General features: G+C 73.3%; 17 protein-coding genes and 1 riboswitch. Of the genes, 7 read left to right on the top strand and 10 right to left on the bottom strand.

Going from position 1 to position 19,572, the window contains the following annotated elements:
- The first annotated feature begins 166 nt into the window (after positions 1-166).
- Positions 167-979, top strand: a complete 813-nt coding sequence (locus ABZ117_RS25115; protein WP_356824031.1) for an HAD family hydrolase — start codon at positions 167-169, stop codon at positions 977-979.
- Positions 980-1,012: 33 nt separating this feature from the next.
- Here ABZ117_RS25115 and ABZ117_RS25120 read toward each other — a convergent pair whose 3' ends face one another.
- Positions 1,013-1,501, bottom strand: a complete 489-nt coding sequence (locus ABZ117_RS25120) for a transglycosylase SLT domain-containing protein (protein ID WP_356824032.1) — start codon at positions 1,499-1,501, stop codon at positions 1,013-1,015.
- A 3-nt stretch (positions 1,502-1,504) separates the two neighbouring features.
- Positions 1,505-1,687, bottom strand: a riboswitch (cyclic di-AMP (ydaO/yuaA leader).
- A 520-nt stretch (positions 1,688-2,207) separates the two neighbouring features.
- Here ABZ117_RS25120 and ABZ117_RS25125 point away from each other — a divergent pair.
- The 4 genes from ABZ117_RS25125 to ABZ117_RS25140 all read left to right on the top strand — a co-directional run bounded on the left by ABZ117_RS25125 (position 2,208) and on the right by ABZ117_RS25140 (position 6,626).
- Positions 2,208-3,218, top strand: a complete 1,011-nt coding sequence (locus ABZ117_RS25125; RefSeq protein ID WP_356824033.1) for a polyprenyl synthetase family protein — start codon at positions 2,208-2,210, stop codon at positions 3,216-3,218.
- Between the two features lie 246 nt (positions 3,219-3,464).
- On the top strand, positions 3,465-4,715 hold the full coding sequence (locus tag ABZ117_RS25130) for a DUF2092 domain-containing protein (RefSeq protein WP_356824034.1): 1,251 nt from the start codon (positions 3,465-3,467) through the stop codon (positions 4,713-4,715).
- Positions 4,716-4,747: 32 nt separating this feature from the next.
- Positions 4,748-5,764 (top strand): ABC transporter ATP-binding protein, encoded by a 1,017-nt coding sequence (locus ABZ117_RS25135; RefSeq protein ID WP_356824035.1) that lies wholly within the window; start codon positions 4,748-4,750, stop codon positions 5,762-5,764.
- The gene (locus ABZ117_RS25140; protein WP_356824036.1) at positions 5,751-6,626 is read left to right on the top strand and encodes an ABC transporter permease; all 876 of its coding nucleotides are present in this window, start codon (positions 5,751-5,753) and stop codon (positions 6,624-6,626) included. The genes ABZ117_RS25135 and ABZ117_RS25140 overlap by 14 nt, the downstream gene beginning before the upstream one ends.
- A 14-nt stretch (positions 6,627-6,640) precedes the next feature.
- Here ABZ117_RS25140 and ABZ117_RS25145 read toward each other — a convergent pair whose 3' ends face one another.
- Complete coding sequence (locus ABZ117_RS25145; protein WP_356824037.1) at positions 6,641-7,234, bottom strand: NAD(P)H-dependent oxidoreductase; 594 nt, start codon at positions 7,232-7,234, stop codon at positions 6,641-6,643.
- A gap of 205 nt (positions 7,235-7,439) precedes the next feature.
- Here ABZ117_RS25145 and ABZ117_RS25150 point away from each other — a divergent pair, with 205 nt between their 5' ends.
- Positions 7,440-8,474 carry a hypothetical protein gene (locus tag ABZ117_RS25150; RefSeq protein WP_356824038.1) on the top strand — a complete coding sequence of 345 codons (1,035 nt, stop codon included), beginning with the start codon at positions 7,440-7,442 and terminating at the stop codon, positions 8,472-8,474.
- 59 nt (positions 8,475-8,533) lie between these two features.
- Here ABZ117_RS25150 and ABZ117_RS25155 read toward each other — a convergent pair whose 3' ends face one another.
- From ABZ117_RS25155 to ABZ117_RS25165, 3 genes are all read right to left on the bottom strand, one after another.
- The gene (locus ABZ117_RS25155) at positions 8,534-9,001 is read right to left on the bottom strand and encodes a VOC family protein (protein ID WP_356824039.1); all 468 of its coding nucleotides are present in this window, start codon (positions 8,999-9,001) and stop codon (positions 8,534-8,536) included.
- Positions 9,002-9,051: 50 nt separating this feature from the next.
- A complete protein-coding gene (rarD, locus tag ABZ117_RS25160) occupies positions 9,052-10,092 on the bottom strand; it encodes an EamA family transporter RarD (RefSeq protein ID WP_356824040.1) in 1,041 nt (346 codons plus the stop codon).
- 120 nt (positions 10,093-10,212) lie between these two features.
- Positions 10,213-11,067, bottom strand: a complete 855-nt coding sequence (locus ABZ117_RS25165) for an NAD(P)H-binding protein (RefSeq protein ID WP_356824041.1) — start codon at positions 11,065-11,067, stop codon at positions 10,213-10,215.
- Positions 11,068-11,169: 102 nt separating this feature from the next.
- On the opposite strand from ABZ117_RS25165, the gene ABZ117_RS25170 reads away from it, so the two are divergent.
- On the top strand, positions 11,170-11,595 hold the full coding sequence (locus tag ABZ117_RS25170; protein WP_356824042.1) for a helix-turn-helix domain-containing protein: 426 nt from the start codon (positions 11,170-11,172) through the stop codon (positions 11,593-11,595).
- A gap of 13 nt (positions 11,596-11,608) precedes the next feature.
- Here ABZ117_RS25170 and ABZ117_RS25175 read toward each other — a convergent pair whose 3' ends face one another.
- The 5 genes from ABZ117_RS25175 to ABZ117_RS25195 all read right to left on the bottom strand — a co-directional run bounded on the left by ABZ117_RS25175 (position 11,609) and on the right by ABZ117_RS25195 (position 19,514).
- Positions 11,609-12,670, bottom strand: coding sequence for a 2-oxoacid:ferredoxin oxidoreductase subunit beta (locus ABZ117_RS25175; RefSeq protein ID WP_356824043.1), 1,062 nt, complete (start codon positions 12,668-12,670; stop codon positions 11,609-11,611).
- On the bottom strand, positions 12,663-14,594 hold the full coding sequence (locus ABZ117_RS25180; protein ID WP_356824044.1) for a 2-oxoacid:acceptor oxidoreductase subunit alpha: 1,932 nt from the start codon (positions 14,592-14,594) through the stop codon (positions 12,663-12,665). Before ABZ117_RS25180 ends, ABZ117_RS25175 begins: the two co-directional genes overlap by 8 nt.
- Positions 14,595-14,926: 332 nt before the next feature.
- Positions 14,927-15,598, bottom strand: a complete 672-nt coding sequence (locus ABZ117_RS25185; RefSeq protein ID WP_356824045.1) for a response regulator transcription factor — start codon at positions 15,596-15,598, stop codon at positions 14,927-14,929.
- A gap of 154 nt (positions 15,599-15,752) precedes the next feature.
- Positions 15,753-17,096 carry a sensor domain-containing protein gene (locus ABZ117_RS25190; RefSeq protein WP_356824046.1) on the bottom strand — a complete coding sequence of 448 codons (1,344 nt, stop codon included), beginning with the start codon at positions 17,094-17,096 and terminating at the stop codon, positions 15,753-15,755.
- 1,191 nt (positions 17,097-18,287) lie between these two features.
- Positions 18,288-19,514: a sensor domain-containing protein gene (locus tag ABZ117_RS25195; RefSeq protein WP_356824047.1), complete on the bottom strand. Its 1,227-nt coding sequence runs from the start codon at positions 19,512-19,514 to the stop codon at positions 18,288-18,290.
- Positions 19,515-19,572: the final 58 nt, after the last annotated feature.

The following is a 19,572-nucleotide window of genomic DNA, read 5'->3' on the forward strand; positions in this document are numbered from 1 at the left end:
GCAGGCGGTGCCGGAGCCGCCGCGGACCACGGCCGAAGGGCCGCCGGGGACCACGGCCGAAGGGCCGGCAGGGACCGGCCGGAACCGGCCGGTCGGGGCCGGTCGGCATGTAAGTGCCCGGAGAACGAGGTGAGTCGGCTGGGTGCGGTGTCCGTATTCTCTGATCATGGCACCCACCCCCGCGTACGCCCTGATCGCCACCGACCTGGACGGGACGCTGCTGCGCGGCGACGACACCGTCTCCGACCGGTCGCTCGCCGCGCTCGCGCGGGTGGCGCGGGCCGGGGCCCGCCACCTCGTGGTGACGGGCCGCCCGGCCCCGCGGGTACGGCCGCTCCTGGCGCGCCTGGGCTGCACGGGGCTCGCGGTGTGCGGGCAGGGCGCGCAGCTCTACGACGCCGGGACCGGCCGCCTGCTGTGGTCGGTCCGGCTGGACCGGGAGCTGGCGGAGACCGCGCTCGGCAAGATCGAGGCGGAGGTGGGGCAGGTCTTCGCGGCGGTCGACCAGGACGGCGTGGACGGGCTCACGCTCATCGAGCCCGGCTACCGGATGCCGCATCCGACGCTGCCCGCGCTGCGGGTCGGCCGGCGGGACGACCTGTGGCGCGCGCCCATCAGCAAGGTGCTGCTGCGCCATGCCGAACTGTCGGACGACGAGCTGGCGGCCGTGGCGCGCGCGGTGGTGGGCTCCCTGGCGACGGTCACGATGTCCGGGCCGGGGACAGTGGAGCTCCAGCCGACCGGGGTGACCAAGGCGACGGGGCTCGCGCTGGCCGCGGAGCGGCTGGGGATCGGCGCCGGACGGGCCGTCGCCTTCGGTGACATGCCCAACGACATCCCGATGTTCGACTGGGCGGCCCACGGCGTCGCGATGGCCGACGCCCACGCCGAACTCAGGGCGGTCGCGGACGAGGTCACCTTGTCCAACGAGGACGACGGTGTCGCCGTCGTCCTCGAGAGACTGTTCCCGGCCGACTGACCGGGATGTCAGCAGCGCCGCCGCCGGTGCCGATCAGTACGCGCCGAACACGTTGTCGATCGAGCCGTACCGCGCGGCCGCGTAGTTGCAGGCGGCGGTGATGTTCGCGACCGGGTCGTAGATGTCGAACGACGTCCCGGCCACGTGGTAGGCGTTGAAGGTGGGGTCGATGACCTGGAGCAGGCCCTTGGACGGGATGCCCGCGGCCGCGTTGGAGTCCCACAGGTTGATGGCGGCCGGGTTGCCCGACGACTCGCGGATGATGTTGCGGTAGATGCCGTTGTAGGTGCCCGGGATGCCCTTCTGGGCCATGATCGCGAGCGACTCGCGGATCCAGCCGTCGAGGGTGTTCGGGTAGCCGGCGGGGGTGGTGGCGGCCGTCGTGGCGGTGGCCGGGGCCGCGGCGGCGCTGGTGGCGCCGATGAGCGGCAGGGCGAGGACGGCGGCGCCGGTGCCCACGGCGGCGAGGGCGCGGACGAGGCGGCTGTTGCGCGAACGGCGGTGCTGAACGGCGGCAGACATGGGGAAGTTCCTCTCCTACGCCTGCGAGGTGAGCTGTCGGGTTCGGGCGGGGAGGCGCCCGGCCGTGCCCTGGAGGAGGCACGGCTTCACCCCTAGCCGTTCCGGCGCGGCGTGTGCCGTTCCGGCCCGGCGGCTTACCTGGGTCCCCCGCTCCTGCCGTACGAATGAGTTCGTCGATGGGTGATGCGGGCGGCGGCAGGATTAGGCGTCCGCCCGACGGCCGGGAACGTATGCGAGAGCACATGTCGGGAACAAGTGCCGGATTCACACAACGCACTATTTGACCTTGATAGACGCCGTATGGGGTGCTTGATCCTTTGCGGCTGCCAAGCCTCAACTCACCCACGGGGCAAGGGTTCGGCAGGGTGGGGGAGCAGGGGCCGGCCGGAACGCCGCGTGACCCAATTCACGAAAAGGCAAAACACTTCAAAACAGACAAGAGGGAATCGGCGCATTCCCGCCCCGAGGTTCGACGGAAGGGGTGGAGGAGTCGCGGAACGACATATGAATTGCTGTTAAGTCAATAAATGTCCGTTCTTACCGCCTGATCACCCTCACGCCCGTTCTGATCCGATACCGCCCAGGCTGGACCGGTGGGCGCTATCGGTGATCGAAAGGGGACCGGATACGCTGAGTTGAGTGAGGGCAGCGACCTATCGACAAACCGTGTGATCGCCAGCAGACAGCAGCAGACAGGAGACCCCTCGTGACCGTCGTCGGGCCGTTCGGGCTGAGCGTGCGGGACCAGGCTCTGGAAGCCGATGTCCAGGCCGGATTGACGGCTGTCGAGGAAGGCTTGCTCGAGGCCACCAAGAGCGAGGTCCCGTTCATCACGGAGGCCGCGCAGCACCTCGTACGGGCCGGCGGGAAGCGGTTCAGGCCGCTGCTCGTGATGCTCGCGGCACAGTTCGGCGACCCCTACGCGCCGGGCATCGTCCCGTCCGCCGTGGTCGTGGAGCTGACCCATCTGGCCACGCTGTACCACGACGACGTCATGGACGAGGCGGCCGTGCGGCGCGGCGTGGCCAGCGCCAACACGCGCTGGGGCAACTCCGTCGCGGTCCTCACCGGTGACTTCCTCTTCGCCCGCGCCTCCCAGATCCTCGCCGACCTCGGCCCCGAGGCGGTCCGGGTGCAGGCCCTCGCGTTCGAACGGCTGGTCACCGGCCAGATCCTGGAGACCGCGGGTCCCTCGGACGGCCGCGATCCGGTCGAGCACTACCTGGACGTGCTCGGCGGCAAGACGGGCTCCCTCGTGGCGGTGGCGTGCCGGTTCGGCGCGATGATGTCCGGCGCCGACGAAAGGGTCGTCGACGTGCTCACCCAGTACGGCGAACGGCTCGGCGTCGCCTTCCAGCTCGCCGACGACGTCCTGGACATCGCCTCCGACTCCCACGAGTCCGGGAAAACCCCGGGCACCGACCTGCGCGAGGGCATCCCCACCCTCCCCGTGCTCCGGCTGCGCGAACGCGCCGCCCGGCTGCGCCGGTCCGAGGACCTCGCGCTGTGCGAGCTGCTGGACTCCGACCTCAGCGACGACGCCCGGCACGCCGAGGCGCTGACCGCGCTGCGCGCGCACCCCGCGCTGGAGCAGGCCCGCCGGGACACCGTGCGGTACGCGGAGGAGGCGCGGGCCGCGCTGGCGCCGCTGCGGGAGTGCGACGCCAAGGCGGCGCTGCTGGAGCTGTGCGACGCGGTGGTGCACCGCGCCGGCTGAACCGGCCGGACACATCTTCGGGCGGCGTCCTCCCGCACGACCCCTACGGGTCGGGGGAGACGCCGCCTCCGTATGTCATACCGCAGGCGTACACGGAGTTGGCCCCGAGGGCTGACGCTTCCGCGCGGCCGATTTGGTCAGATGGTCACTACGGAAATCACCACTCCTCACCGATTCGGGTGAGAATGGCGGCTCAGGTGGACCAGCGTGGGGACAGCCGCCGCCGACGACGGAGGTAAGGCACACATGGCACCGTACGCATCCGATGACGCAGTGGGCGCCGCGCACGACGAGGACCCGCGAACCGGCCGGCGCAAGGCCGCCCGGTACGCCGTCCCGGTCGCGGTGGTGGGGGTGGCCGCGGCCACGATCGGGCTCGTCCCGGCGCTCGCCGACTCCGGTGACCCCGACCTGCCGAGGATCAGCGCCCAGCAGCTCGTCGAGAAGATCGCCAGGTCGGACGTGCAGCAGCTGTCCGGCACCGTGAAGATCAGCACCGACCTCGGGCTGCCCCAACTCGGCGGCCTGGAGAGCAGCCTGCTCTCCGGGGCGGACAAGGGCTCCGGCGACGGCTCCTCCGCCGACCCGCGGACCAGGCTCACCGAGCTGGTCTCCGGCACGCACACCCTGCGCGTCGCCGCCGACGGCCCCGACCGGCAGAAACTGTCGCTGCTGGAGAGCGGCGCCGAGTACAGCCTGATCCACGACGGCAAGGACGTCTGGGGCTACGACAGCAAGAGCAACGAGGTCCACCACTCCACCGCGGCCGGCTCCGGCGGGGACCGCGGGACCCGGCCGCCGGCCACGCCGAAGGACTTCGCCGAACAGGCCCTGAAGTCGGTCGACGCCACCACGTCCGTCACGGTCGACGGCACCGCCCAGGTCGCCGGGCGCGACGCCTACAAGCTGCTGATCAAGCCCAGGCAGTCCGGTACCACCGTCGGCGCGATCAGCATCGCCGTGGACGCGCGGACGGGCCTGCCGCTGAAGTTCACGCTCACCCCGAGCGGCGGTGGCGCCGCCGTGGTCGACGCCGGCTTCACCCGCGTCTCCTTCGCCGAACCGGCCGCCTCCACCTTCGACTTCACCCCGCCCAAGGGCGCGAAGGTCACCGAGGGCGAGGACGGCGCCGAGGTTCCCGGGCACGCCCCGAAGGCGGACGGGAAGTCCAGGAACGGGTCCCCGGCGTGGGAGCACGGCCCGCGGGGCGGCGGGGAGTTCGCCAAGGGGCTGGGCGGCGCCACGGTCCTCGGCAAGGGCTGGACGTCCGTCGCCGCCTTCGACACCGGTGCCAAGGGCGGCCTGCCCACCGGCTCCAAGGGCGGTGACCTCGGCGGCTTCCTCGGCTCGCTCGGCGAGCCGGTCTCCGGCGCCTTCGGCAAGGGCACGGTCTTCTCCACCCGCCTGGTCAACGCCCTGATCACCGACGACGGCAAGGTCTACGCCGGCGCGGTCACCAAGGACGCCCTGGTGAAGGCGGCCGACGCGGCGAAGTAACCCGTCCGGGCACGACGAAGCGAGGGGGGCCGATGGACGAGCCGTCCGCCGCGGAACCCGGCCGGGGGCCCACGCCGGAGCCCGGGCCCGCGGTGGCGCCCGGGCCCGCGGTGGCGCGGGCGTGCGTCATCGCCACGCGCGGGCTCACCAAGCGCTTCCGCGGCGGACAGCTCGCCGTCGACGGTCTCGACCTGACCGTCCCGGCGGGCAGCGTCTTCGGTTTCCTCGGCCCCAACGGATCCGGTAAGACCACCACCATCCGCATGCTCATGGGCCTGATCGAACCGACCGCGGGCACGGTCCGGGTCCTGGGCCGGCCCATGCCCCGGGCCGCCCGCACGGTCCTTCCGCAGGTCGGCGCGCTCATCGAGGGGCCCGCCCTGTACGGCTTCCTCTCCGGCCGGGACAACCTGCTGCACTACGACGCCGCCGACCCGTCCGCCGACCCCCGCACCCGGCGCGCCCGCGTCGCCGCCGCACTGGACCGGGTCGGTCTCACGGCCGCCGCCGGCAAGAAGGCGAAGGCGTACTCGCTGGGCATGAAACAGCGCCTCGGTCTGGCCGCCGCGCTGCTCCGGCCCCGCGCACTGCTGGTCCTGGACGAGCCCACCAACGGCCTCGACCCGCAGGGCATGCGGGAGATCCGCACCCTGATCAGGGAGCTGGCCGCCGACGGCACGACCGTCTTCCTCTCCTCCCACCTCCTCGACGAGATCGAGCAGGTGTGCACGCACGCGGCGGTCATGACGCGGGGCCGGCTCGTCACCCAGGGGCCGGTGGCCGACCTGGCGGCCGGGGCGCGCGGCCGGCTGGTGGTGACCACCCCGGACACGGCCGAGGCGGCCCGGGTGCTCGAGGAGCAGGGCGTCGGGGACGTGGCCGCCGACGGCGACCGGGTCACCGGCGAACCGCCGGCCCGGGACCTCGCCGAGGTGACCGCGGCCCTGGTCACCGCGGGTGTCCGGGTCCGGGGCCTCACCGTCGAACGGGCCTCGCTGGAGGACGCGTTCGTCGCGCTGACGGGGGAGGGGTTCGATGTCGCGCGCTGACCCGGCGGGCGCCGCGCGCAAGCCGAACCCGCTGTGGACGCTCGGACTGCTGCGCAGCGAGCTGGTCACCACCGTCCGCCGCTGGCGCACGCTCGCGCTGCTCGGGGTGCTGGCCGCGGTGCCGGTGCTGATCGGGGTCGCGGTGCGGATCGAGACGCGGGACGGCGCCCCGGCGGGCGGGAACGGCGCGGGCCCGGCGTTCCTCACGCAGGTCACCAACAACGGGTTGTTCCTGGTCTTCACCGCGCTGGCCGCCACCCTGCCGTTCTTCCTGCCGATGGCGGTGGGTGTCGTCGCGGGTGACGCGATCGCGGGGGAGGCGGGCGGCGGCACCCTGCGCTATCTGCTGGTCGCTCCGGCCGGCCGCACCCGGCTGCTGCTCACCAAGTACGCGACGGTACTGGCCTTCTGCCTGCTCGCCACCCTGGTCGTCGCGGTCTCCGCGCTGGCCGTCGGCGTACTGCTCTTCCCGCTGGGCGAGCTGACCACGATCTCCGGCACCCGGATCGGCCTCGCCGAGGGATTCGGCCGGGCCCTGCTCATCGCCCTGGTCGTGGCGGCCTCACTGGCCGGGGTGGCGGCCGTCGGCCTGTTCGTGTCGACGCTCACCCAGAGCGGCATCGCGGCCATGGCTACCACGGTCGGCCTGCTCGTCACCGTCCAGATCGTCGACCAGATACCCCAGCTGCACGCGCTCCAGCCGTATCTGTTCCCGCACTACTGGCTGTCCTTCGCCGACCTGATGCGCGACCCCGTCTACTGGGACGGCCTGACGCGCAACCTCGGCCTCCAGGCGTTGTACGCGGCCGTGTTCGGCTCGGCGGCCTGGGCGCGGTTCACGACGAAGGACATCAGCGCCTGACCTCGGGGCGCGGCTCAGACGCCGGCCGTCTCGTGGGGGAAGCGCGCGAGCGGAGCGTCCCGCGCGAAGAACGTCTTCGCGCGCGCGAGCGCGTCCGCGTCCCCGCGTACGTCACCCGGCGCGCTGCCGTTGCCGAGCAGGACCCCGCCGAAGCGCATCTTCAGATAGGCGGCGGAGTGGATGAGCGTGCCGGTGTAGGGGGCGGTTACCGCGGGCTCGTCGTGCGCGAGGGCGGCGACGCCCCAGAGCGTACGGCCGGCCATCGTGTCCCTGAAGTCGGCGCCGGGGGTGCGCAGCCAGGCCGACCAGTAGTCGAGGTAGCGCTTGGTGAGGCTGGACACCGAGTACCAGTACAGCGGCGAAGCGATCACGATGTCGGTCGCCGCGAGCGTGGCGTCCAGCAGCAGGCCGGCGGGGGTGTCCGGTGACGGCCGGACGTAGTCGCTGTCGTGCCGCAGGTCCACGAAGTCGGGCAGGGGGTGGTCGGCGAGCCGGATCCACTGCTGCTCGGCGTCCGCGGGCAGTTGCTCGGCTGCCTCGCGGGCCAGCAGTTCGGTGTTGCCCTCGGCGCGGGCGCTGCCCAGGACGAAGAGGAAGCGACGGGTCATGGGTCCCCCAGGTGAGTGATGCCGGTGATGCCGTCTCGCAAATTAACGCACGTGCATCTTATGCATGTGCAAGAAAATTTGACCAGAGTGTGGCTGGTGCGAGGCTGTGACGTCGCGGTGACGCGGGAACCCGGCCTACCCGACAGACTGGGTGGCAGGACGCGTACGACCGGATCGCGGCGCCTGGGGAGTGAGGGGCAAACCGATGGCTCGAGTCAGCTTCGAGAAGAAGCGGGCGCTTCAGCCCGTGGCGCACCCGGCGGCGGTGTCCGTCGAGGTGTTCGGCACGGGGGACGCGTCGGTGGACGGGGCCCCGGTCGTGGCGGCACCGGGTGAGGAGATCCAGCAGGCCGTCCTGAACCATCTCCAGCGTCTGGCCATCAGCGTCGGCGCCTCCGTACGCGCCACGGTCCGCGACGACCGCACGGGCTGGGTGGTGCCCCTGGAGGTCGCGACGGACGGCTCCAGCCGGACGACGGGGGAGCCGGTCCGGGTGCCGGCGCCACCTGGACCGGGCGCGGGCACACCGACGAGGACCGCCACCGCCGTACCCCCGGCCGCCGCCACCGCCGTCCGTACGGAGGCAGCCGCCGCCAACGCCGTCCGTGCGGGGGGCGGGACCGCCACCGCCGTACCGGCGCGGGCCGTCGCCGCCATACCGCCGGAGGCCGTCCTCGCCGTGTCGCGGGAGGCCGTCGCCCACACCCCGGCCCGCGGGTTCGACGCCGTCGCCGAGGAGGTGCTCGGGGACGGCCCCCTGACCGAGACCGCCGAGGGCGCCGAGCTGCTCACCGAGCCGATGACCCGCATCAACGAGGCCGTACGGGCGGGCCGTATCGACGCGGCGGCGGAACTGGCCGACCGCACGCTCGCCGAGGCCACCGCCGTGCTCGGCCCCCGGCACGCCGAGGTGCTGCACCTGCGGGAACTGTCCGCCTACATCGCCTACCTGGGGGGCGACCCGGTCCGTGCCTTCCAACTGTCCCTGGACCTCGCCCGGCTGCGCCGCCAGGCACGGGACGGGGAGGCCGCCTACGGCAACGTGCAGAGCGCGGCGACCGCCTGGCGCGCGGTGCGCGACCCCGAGGAGGGCCTGCGGCTGGGCCGCGACCTGATCGACCTGTGGACGGACCTCAGCGCCGAGCCGGGCCCCGCCGCCGACGATCCGCGCCCCCTGGAGTCCGCCCGCGCCCGTATGGTCCGCCTGTCCGACCGCGCGGCCCGCGCCGCCCGGCCGTGACCCCGGTCTTCCCGATCCGGCTGATCCGGCCTGATCCGGACTGATCAGGATAGAAAGCCCTAGTGGACGCAGAACTCGTTGTCCTCCGGGTCGGCCATCACCGTCCACCGGCCGGAGGGCTCCGCCACCTCCCGCAGCAGCCGTGCGCCCAGTGCCTCCAGCCGTGACAGCTCCTCCGCGCGCCGGTCCGGGCCGGGGTGCAGGTCGAGGTGGAGCCGGTTCTTTCCGGTCTTCGGCTCCGGCACGCGCTGGAACAGCAGCCGCCGCCCGAGCCCGGTGCCGGTCCGCGGGTCGTACGGGTCGTCGGGATGCCGTACGGCGATCAGGTCCCGGAAGGCGAGGCGGCCGTGGTACTCGACGGTGGCCTCGCCGGACAGCGCGCCCAGGGACAGCAGCTGTTCGATGAGGGCGCTGTTGTCCTCGGCCGTGTAGTGCAGCGCGGCGGCCCAGAAGTCGGCCTGGGTATGCGGGTCGGCCGCGTCGATGACGAGCTTCCAGTGCAGCGGGGCGGGCGCCTGTGTGGTCATGGCTCCCACTTATAACCGGACCCGCGGCGGAGGGATCCGTTCCGCGCCGGTCAGACGTCAGCGGGAGTCGACGCCGGAGCCGGCCCCGGAGTCGGCCCCGGGGCCGACGCGGGAGCCGTGGCCTCGGGCCGTCCCGGTGGCGCGGCGCCGGCCGGTCCCGGGGCCGTGGCGCCGGCCGGTGCCGGTACGGCGAACCGTGCCGTCCGCCGCGCGGTGCGCAGCGCGTCGCCCGTGAGCAGGATCAGTGCCAGCCAGACCAGCGCGAACCCGGCCCACCGCTCGGCCGGCATGGCCTCGTGGAAGTAGACGACGCCGAGCAGGAACTGGAAGACGGGGGCGAGGTACTGCAACAGGCCCAGCGTCGACAGGGGCACCCGGATCGCCGCCGCGCCGAAGCAGACCAGGGGGAGTGCGGTGACGACGCCGGTCGAGGCGAGCAGGGCGGCGTGGCCCGTCCCCCCGGTCACGAAGGTGCACTCGCCGCGCGTGGTCAGCCACAGCAGATAGCCGAGCGCCGGGACGAACTGGATCGCGGTCTCGGCGGCCAGCGACTCGACGCCGCCGAGGCCGACCTTCTTCTTCACCAGCCCGTAGGCGGCGAAGGAGAAGGCGAGGCAGAGGGAGATCCACGGCGGATGGCCGTAGCCGACGGTCAGGACGACGACGGCGGTCAGGCCGACCGCGACCGCGGCCCACTGCACGGGCCGCAGCCGTTCCTTGAGGACGAGCACGCCTATCGCGATGGTGACCAGCGGGTTGATGAAGTAGCCGAGCGAGGCCTCCACGACGTGGCCGGCGTTCACCGCCCAGATGTAGACGCCCCAGTTCACGGTGATGACGGCGGCCGCCACGGTGATGAGGCCGAGCTGCCGCGGGCGGCGCAGCAGCTCGCCGGCCCAGGCCCAGCGGCGGACGAAGAGCAGCGCGACGGCCACGAACGCGAGGGACCACACCATGCGGTGGGCCAGGATCTCCGCGGCCCCGGCCGGCTTGAGCAGGGGCCAGAACAGGGGGACCAGCCCCCACATGCCGTAGGCGGCGAAGCCGTTCAGCAGGCCTGTGCGGTGCTCACCCTCGGACGTCCCGGCCACGTCCCCTCCTTCCGCCCGCGCAACCCGGCGTACGCGCGCGAGAAAAAAGGTAGCGCCGGACACCTCCGGATGTCATGCCCGTATCGCCATACGGTCATGACAGTCCGGGGAATGCCGGGGTCAGCCCTGGAGCGCGGCGGCGACGGCCGCGGTGAGCGGGGTGGCCGGCCGGCCGATGAGCCGGGACAGATCGCCGGAGGAGACGACCAGCTCCCCCTTCTCGATCGAGGCGTCCACCCCGGCCAGGATCCCGGCCACCGGCGCGGGCAGCCCGGCGCCGGTCAGGATGCCGGTGAGGGCCTCGACGGTGACCGGGGTGTAGGCGATCTCCCGGCCGGTCCGGCGGCTCAGCTCGGCCGCGTACTCGGCGAAGCTCCACGCCTCGTCGCCGCCCAGCTCGTACGTCGTGTTCTCGTGTCCCTCGCCGGTCAGCACCGCGACCGCGGCGGCGGCGTAGTCGGCGCGGGCGGCCGAGGAGACCCGGCCGTCACCGGCGGCGGCCACGACCGCCCCGTGCTCCAGGACCGGGGCCAGGTGCTCGGTGTAGTTCTCGTGGTACCAGCCGTTGCGCAGCAGGCTGTAGGGCAGGCCGGAGGCGAGCAGCACCTCCTCGGTGGCCCGGTGGTCGTCGGCCAGCGCGGCCGTCAGGGTGCCCGGGGCGCTGGTGTAGGCGAGCAGCGCCACCCCGGCGGCCGCGGCGGCGCCGATGACCACACCGTGCTGGCGCACCCGGTCCTTGTCGAACTCGTTGCCGGAGATCAGCAGGACCTTGTCACCGGCGGCGAACAGGCCGTCGAAGGTCTCCGGCGTGTTGTAGTCGGCGACGGCCAGGCGCACGCCCCGGGCCGCGAAGCCGGCACCCTTCGCCTCGTCGCGCACGACGGCGGTGATCTGTTCCGCCGGCACCTTCTCCAGCAGCTGCTCCACGACGTGACGGCCGAGCTGTCCGGTGGCTCCGGTGACGATGATGCTCATGGTTCAGCACTCCTGGGGCTTCTCGGGGGATGGCTTGGTGACACTCACCGTAGGAGTGGCGCTAACAAATGGAAAGTACCCACTTTGAAGTAAGGTACTGGCATGACAGTAACCAGGCGGGCCGTGGACACCGAGGCGCTCTGCCCCTACCGGCTCGTCCTGGAGCACGTCACCAGCCGCTGGGGCGTCCTCGTCCTCATCGCACTCCTCGAACGGCCGTACCGCTTCGGTGAGCTGCGCCGGACGGTCAGCCGTGACGGCGGCCGGGACGTCAGCGAGAAGATGCTCACCCAGACCCTCCAGACCCTGGAACGCGACGGCCTGGTGCACCGCGACGCCAAGCCGGTCATCCCGCCCCGCGTCGACTACTCGCTCACCGGCCTCGGCCGCGAGGCGGCGGAACAGGTGAGCGCCCTCGCCGGCTGGACGCGGCACCGCATCGACGAGGTGGAGCGGGCCCGCCGGGCCTACGACGAGCGCCGCCGCGCGAACGAAGAGGCCCGGGGCATCCCGCCCCGGGCCTCGTGAACCGGCGGACGGGTCAGCCGACGACCGTCCAGGTGTCCCCGCCGGCGAGCAGGGCGCTCAGGTCGCCCTTGCCGTGCTGTTCGACGGCCGTGTCGAGCTGGTCGGCCATCTGGGTGTCGTAGACGGGCCGTTCGACGGACCGGAACACGCCGACCGGGGTGTGGTGCAGGGTGTCCGGGTCGGCCAGCCGGGACAGGGCGAAGGCCGTGGTGGGCGACGCGGCGTGGGCGTCGTGCACCAGGATGTCCGCCTCGTTGTCCTCGGTCACCGCCACCACCTTGAGATCACCGGTCCGCGGGTCCCGTACGACGCCTCTCGCCCCGTCGGCGCCGAAGCGGATCGGCTGCCCGTGCTCCAGGCGGATCAGCGCCTCCTCGGCCTGCTGCTTGTCCTTCAGGGCGTCGAAGGCGCCGTCGTTGAAGATGTTGCAGTTCTGGTAGATCTCGATCAGGGCCGTGCCCGGGTGGGCGGCGGCCTGCCGGAGCACCTCGGTGAGGTGCTTGCGGTCGGAGTCGATCGTGCGCGCCACGAACGACGCCTCCGCGCCGATGGCGAGGGAGACAGGGTTGAAGGGGGCGTCGAGCGAGCCCATCGGCGTGGACTTGGTGACCTTGCCGACCTCGGAGGTCGGCGAGTACTGGCCCTTGGTGAGGCCGTAGATCCGGTTGTTGAACAGCAGGATCTTCAGGTTGACGTTGCGGCGCAGGGCGTGGATCAGATGGTTGCCGCCGATGGACAGCGCGTCGCCGTCACCGGTGACGACCCAGACGCTCAGGTCGCGGCGCGAGGTGGCCAGGCCGGTGGCGATGGCCGGGGCACGGCCGTGGATGGAGTGCATCCCGTAGGTGTTCAGGTAGTACGGGAAGCGGGAGGAGCAGCCGATGCCGGAGACGAAGACGATGTTCTCGCGCGCCAGGCCCAGCTCCGGCATGAAGCCCTGCACGGCCGCGAGGATCGCGTAGTCGCCGCAGCCCGGGCACCAGCGCACCTCCTGGTCCGACTTGAAGTCCTTCATCGACTGCTTGGCCTCGGCCCGGGGGACCAGGTGCAGCAGCCCGTGGGCGCCGTCAGTCATCGATGGCCTCCTTCAGTGCCGCGGCGAGCTGTTGCGCCTTGAACGGCATGCCGTTGACCTGGTTGTAGGAGTGGGCGTCGACCAGGTACTTCGCCCGGACGAGAGTGGCGAGCTGCCCGAGGTTCATCTCGGGGATCACGACCTTGTCGTAGCTCTTCAGGACCGTGCCGAGGTTGCGGGGGAAGGGGTTGAGGTGGCGCAGATGGGCCTGCGCGATCGGCTCGCCGGCCGCCCGCAGCCGCCGTACCGCCGCCGTGATCGGCCCGTAGGTGGAACCCCAGCCCAGGACCAGGGTCCGGGCGCCGTGCGGGTCGTCGACCTCCACGTCCGGGACGTCGATGCCGTCGATCTTGGCCTGCCGGGTGCGGACCATGAAGTCGTGGTTGGCCGGGTCGTAGGAGATGTTGCCCGTGCCGTCCTGCTTCTCGATGCCGCCGATCCGGTGCTCCAGGCCCTCGGTGCCCGGCACCGCCCAGGGCCGGGCCAGGGTGTGCGGGTCCCGCTTGTAGGGCCAGAAGACCTCCGTGCCGTCCTCCAGCATGTGGTTCGGGCCGGAGGCGAACCGCACCCGCAGGTCGGGCAGCTCGTCCACCTCGGGGATGCGCCACGGCTCGGAACCGTTGGCCAGGTAGCCGTCCGACAGCAGCATCACCGGCGTGCGGTACGTCAGCGCGATCCGGGCCGCCTCCACGGCCGCGTCGAAGCAGTCGGCCGGAGTCCTCGGCGCGACCACCGGCACCGGCGCCTCGCCGTTGCGGCCGTACATCGCCTGCAACAGGTCGGCCTGCTCGGTCTTGGTCGGCAGGCCGGTGGACGGGCCGCCGCGCTGGATGTCGACGACCAGCAGCGGCAGCTCCAGCGACACCGCGAGACCGATCGTCTCCGACTTCAGCGCCACACCCGGCCCCGACGTCGTCGTCACCGCCAGCGAACCGCCGAACGCCGCGCCCAGGGCCGCGCCGATGCCCGCGATCTCGTCCTCGGCCTGGAAGGTGCGCACGCCGAAGTTCTTGTGCCGGCTCAGCTCGTGCAGGATGTCCGAGGCCGGCGTGATCGGGTACGACCCCAGGAACAGGGGCAGATCCGCCTGCCGCGACGCGGTGATCAGGCCGTAGGCCAGGGCGAGGTTCCCGGAGATGTTCCGGTAGGTGCCCACCGGGAACGCCCGGGCGGCCGGGGCGACCTCGTAGGAGACCGCGAAGTCCTCCGTCGTCTCGCCGAAGTTCCAGCCCGCCCGGAACGCGGCGATGTTGGCGGCGGCGATCTCCGGCTTCTTCGCGAACTTGCTCCGCAGGAACGTCTCCGTGCCCTCGGTGGGCCGGTGGTACATCCAGCTGAGCAGGCCCAGCGCGAACATGTTCTTGCTGCGCTCGGCCTCCTTGCGGGAGAGGTCGAACTCCTTCAGCGCCTCGACCGTGAGCGTGGTCAGCGGCACCGGGTGGAGGCTGTAGCCGTCGAGCGAGCCGTCCTCCAGCGGAGAGGCGGCATAACCGACCTTCTGCAGGGCCCGCTTGGTGAACTCGTCGGTGTTGACGATGATCTCGGCCCCGCGCGGGAGGTCGCCGATGTTGGCCTTCAGGGCGGCCGGGTTCATCGCGACCAGAACGTTCGGCGCGTCTCCGGGAGTGAGGATGTCGTGGTCGGCGAAGTGCAGCTGGAAGGACGAGACACCCGGCAGGGTGCCGGCGGGTGCGCGGATCTCGGCGGGGAAGTTCGGCAGGGTGGAGAGGTCGTTGCCGAAGGTGGCGGTCTCCGAGGTGAACCGGTCACCGGTGAGCTGCATGCCGTCACCCGAGTCCCCCGCGAACCGGATGATCACTCGGTCCAGGCGCCGCACGTCCTTGGCGCCGCCCGGTTTGCGCTGCTCTCCCATGACGGATCCGTCGTCGGCCTGCTCCGCTGGGCTGCTGACCTGGCTGGTCACTGAACTGGACCTCCTTCGAGGCGGCTGTCCGGGGCGCGGTCGTCCCACGGACCATCCCGGATCAACCCTACGTCGGTTAGGGTCGCCTTCCCGAGGTCTTCCGTGGATCGGTCGACATTTCGAGACGGCCTGTCGCGCTGAGGCACATCATGTCCCCCGTCACCGGGCCGCCGGCCAGGCACTCTCCGCGCGTTCCCGGTTCTCTCCCGGACCTTTCACCCGGCCGCGCGTCCGCGGGGTTCCCGTTCCGGGGCTCCCTCCGGTGCCCGCCCCCAACGGAAGCCGGGCGCACTGACGGCACGCTGACGCGGTGCTGACGCCGGGCCGTCCGGTCAGGAGTTCAGGTACGTGAGAACGGCCAGAACCCGACGGTGGTCCCCGACGCTCGGGGTCAGGCCGAGCTTCAGGAAGATGTTGCTGACGTGCTTCTCCACGGCCCCGTCGCTGACCACCAGCTGCCGGGCGATCGCCGAGTTCGTCCGCCCCTCCGCCATCAGCCCGAGCACCTCCCGCTCCCGCGGGGTCAGCCCCACCAGCACGTCCTGCTTGCGGCTGCGGCCGAGCAGCTGCGCCACCACCTCGGGGTCCAGCGCCGTGCCGCCCTCGGCGACCCGCACCACCGCGTCCACGAACTCCCGTACGTCCGCGACCCGGTCCTTCAGCAGATAGCCCACGCCACGGCTGGATCCGGCCAGCAGCTCGGTGGCGTAACGCTCCTCCACGTACTGCGACAGCACCAGCACCCCGAGCCCCGGGTGCAGCCGGCGCAGCAGTACGGCCGCCCGGACCCCCTCGTCGGTGTGGGTCGGCGGCATCCGCACGTCGGCCACGACCACGTCGGGCAGCTGCCCCTGCTCGTCCAGCGCGGAGACGGTCTTCACCAGCGCGTCCGCGTCCCCGACACCGGCCACGACCTCGTGCCCGCGGTCGGTCAGCAACCGGGTCAGGCCCTCTCTGAGCAGCACTGAGTCCTCGGCGATGACCACCCGCACTCTGTTCTCCACGATCTTTCGGCCCCCCACAGCCCGATCCGGCGACCACGCCCGCCGCGGTACCGGGCGGTGACGTGCGTCCGTGACGTCCTACGGAGGTCCAGCATTCCAGCATTCGTGCCGGACCGCCGCCGTCCTCGGCGAATACCCGGCCCGGCGTCCGTCCTCAGGGCCGCCAGGGCAGTTCCGCGATCACCCGGGTGGGGCCGCCGGCGGGGGAGTCGATCACGAGGACGCCGTCCACCGCGTCCAGGCGCGCGGCGAGCCCGGCCAGTCCCGAACCGCCGGCGGGACCGGCGCCGCCGACACCGTCGTCGGTCACCTGCACCAGCAGCCGGTCGTCGGCGCGCCACACGTCCACGGAGGCGGTCCGGGCCCGGCTGTGCTTGCTGATGTTCTGGAGCAGCTCGGAGACGGTGAAGTAGGCGATGCCCTCGATGGCGGCCGCGGGCCGGGCCGGCAGGTCGACGTCCACGGTGACCGGCACCGTGCAGCGGGAGGCGACCGAGGACAGGGCCGCGTCCAGGCCGCGGTCGGTGAGCACGGCCGGGTGGATGCCGCGGGCCAGGTCACGCAGCTCCTGAAGGGCCGTCTTCACCTCGCCGTGCGCCTCCTCCACCATCCGCGCCGCCGCCCGCGGGTCCTCCCGCAGCTTCTCCTTCGCCAGCCCCAGATCCATGGCCAGGCCGACCAGCCGCGCCTGGGCACCGTCGTGCAGATCACGCTCGATGCGCCGCAGGTCGGCGGCGGCCGCGTCGACCACGGTCCCGCGGTCCGACTCCAGCTCCACCACCCGTGCCGACAGCGGCGACGGCCCGAGCAGCCCGCGCACGAGCAGCCCGTCCACCGTCGTCAGTGCCCGGACGAGCCACGGCGTCACCAGCGTGAACACCATCCCGACCAGCGCGGTCACCGTGATCTCGAACGGGTTGTCGAGGTAGATGCGGTGGTGGGCGTCGCCGTACAGCTGGAGGCCGCCCTGGCCGGCGTACGCCGGGAACGCCCAGAACCACAGCGGGTAGGTCAGCAGGGCCCAGCCGAGCGTCCAGAAGGCGACCGCCACCGAGAAGGTGAACACCGCCCACGGCAGCTGCACCAGCGCGTACAGCGCGTTCCGCCAGGAGGTGCCGCTCTTGAGGACCGCCCCCATCCAGGCCGCCGCGCCCGGCTTGCGCATCCGCAGCGGCTCCGGGCCGGCCACGTCCAGGCCGAGCAGCGCCCGCGCCCGCGCCCGCTCCAGCACGGCGAAGCCCCGGCAGCCCGCGAGCGCCGCCGCCAGCACCGGGATGCCGAGGAAGGTGACCAGCAGGCCCGCGCCGAGGGCCACCGTCGTCACCGTCCAGGTGAACAGCACCAGGGACACCGGCAGGCTCAGCAGCACGTAGCCCAGCTCACGCCAGGCGCGCCCCTCGACGGGCGCCCGCAGCGCGGCGGGCAGCCGGTACCGGCCTCCGGCCCGGCGTCCCTGCCCGTAACCCCGTCCGTACACCCGCCCGTACTGCGTGGCCATCGATGCCGTCCCGTTCTCCTCGTCCGAGCGGCACGTCAGCCGCCCCACCAGGGTCGCCCGCCCCGGGCCCCCGGGCCATGGCGTCCGTCGGCGTCTCGACCGGGGGGTTTTCCCCACCCTCCCGACGGGCCCAGGGGAACCGAGGAGCGCCGGGGGGCCGGGTCGGGGGGCCGGGAAGCGCCGGGGGCCGGGCGTGGACCTGGGGGTTCGGGGGGTGCGGGGGGTGCGGGGGGTGCGGTGATCCCGCGGGCTCCGGGGCCCGGTGGTGGACCCGGGGGGCCGGGTGGTCGGGGGGGCAGTGGACCTGGGGTCCGAGGCCCCCGGGGGCCAGGGGCCCGGGCGGCCGGTGGACGCGGGGGTTCGGGGGTGCGGGGGTCCGGCGGCCCAGGGGGCCCGGGGCCCGGCTGGACCCGGGGACCGGCGAGCCGGGGGGCCAGCGGACCCGGGGGGCCGGCGGTGGTGTCGGGGGTCCGGGCGGTCGGGCGGTCCAGCGGACCCGGGGTCCGAGGCCCGGGGTCAGGGGTCCCGGCGGCCGGGGGGTCCGAGGCCCCGGGGTCAGGGGTCCCGGCGGCCGGGGGTTCGGGTGTGCGGGGGCCCGGGGGCCCGGTGGTGGACCCGGGGGTTCGGGGGTCGGGGGGTCCGGCGACCCGGGGGCCCCGGGTCCGGTTGGCCCCGGGGGGACCGGCGGGCCGGGCGGTGGACCCGGGGGTCCGGGGTGCGGTGGACCCGGGGGAGTGCCAGGGGTCCCTGGGCCCCAGGGGGCCGGCGGTGGTGTCGGGGGTCCGGGCGGTCGGGCGGTCCAGCGAACCCGGGGGCCGAGGCCCCGGGGGCCAGGGGTCCCGGTGGCCGGGGGGAAGTCCGGTGGACGCGGGGGGCCAGGGGTCGGGGGGACCGGCGGGCCCCGGGGCCCGGTTGGACCCGGGGTCCGGGGGCCCGGCGGATCCGGTCGGGGCCCGGCGGCCCGGTGCCCCGTGTGCCCAGGGCGGGCGCCGGGCGGGACGGCGCGGGAGGCGGCCGTGTTCGCGTGGCGCACGCGTGATGGTCGCTCCCGCCCGCGCGTGGCCAGCGCCCGACAGGGGCCGCACGCGTGCGTGGCCGGTCGCGCGGCCGGGCCGCACGCGCGCGTGACCGTGCGGGGCGGCCGTCGGAGGCCCGGCCGCCCCGCACGCGTGTGCGCCGCGGTGCCGCCGGCTACTCCTGCCGGTCGCGCCACGGCAGCTCCGCGGTGACCACCGTCGGGCCACCGTCCGGCGAGTCGACGACGAACAGGCCGTCCACCGCGCCGAGCCGGTCCGCCAGACCACGCATGCCGCTGCCGGCGTCCGGCCGGGCGCCGCCCCGGCCGTCGTCGCGGACCTGGACGAGCAGCCGGTCGTCGGCGCGCCACACATCCACGGAGGCGGTCCGGGCCCGGCTGTGCTTGCTGATGTTCTGGAGCAGCTCGGAGACGGTGAAGTAGGCGATGCCCTCGATGGCGGCCGCGGGCCGGCCCACCAGGTCCACGGTCACCGTCACCGGCACCGTGCAGCGGGAGGCGACCGAGGACAGGGCGGCGTCCAGGCCGCGGTCGGTGAGCACGGCCGGGTGGATGCCGCGGGCCAGGTCACGCAGCTCCTGAAGGGCCAGCTTCACCTCGCCGTGCGCCTCCGCCACCATCGAGGCCGCCGTGTCGGGGTCCTCCAGCAGCTTCTCCTTGGCCAGGCCGAGCCCCATGGCCAGATTGACCAGCCGCGCCTGGGCACCGTCGTGCAGGTCCCGCTCGATCCGGCGCAGGTCGGCCGCCGCCGCGTCGACGACGATCCCGCGGTCGGACTCCAGTTCGGCGATCCGGCGCTCCAGCTCGTCCGACGGCGACAGCAGCCCGCGCACCATCGCCCGGTCGGCGTTGGCGAGGAGCCGCGCCAGATACGGCAGCACCGGCCACAGCACGAACAGCGAGATCAGCACGGTGCAGAAGGTGACGACACCCCAGGGCAGCCGGATCGCGTCGTACAGCAGCGTCCGCCAGCCCACCGGGTCCTTCAGCGCCAGCCACAGCCGCTGCACCGGCCCCCCGCCCCTGGAGAGCGGCAGCGGGGTCGGCTCCTCCACCCGCACCCCGAGCAGTTTCCGGGCCCGGGCCCGCTCCAGCTTGCCCAGCTGCCGGGCGCCCAGCAGGCAGAGCGCGAGCAGCGGGAGGCCGATCACGGTGAGGCTGAGGGTGCCGCCGGCCACCAGCACCGTGACCGCGTACGCGAACCCGAACACCGCCACCGGCAGGTTCAACAGGAGATACGCGATCTCCTTCCAGGTGTGCGCGTCGTAGGCGGGCCGGGGCGGAGGCAGCAGGCCGAGGCCGTCGTGTCCGTCACGTCCGTGGGTGCCGTCGGTGCCGTGCGTGCCGTCGGTCCGGCCGGCGGCGGGGCTGGGAGCGGTCATGGTGGTCAGCCTGCCGTGCGCGGCGCCGCTTCCGCCATGCGGTACGCCGCCCTCCGCC

This window comes from Streptomyces sp. NPDC006309, assembly GCF_040613095.1.
GTDB lineage: Bacteria > Actinomycetota > Actinomycetes > Streptomycetales > Streptomycetaceae > Streptomyces.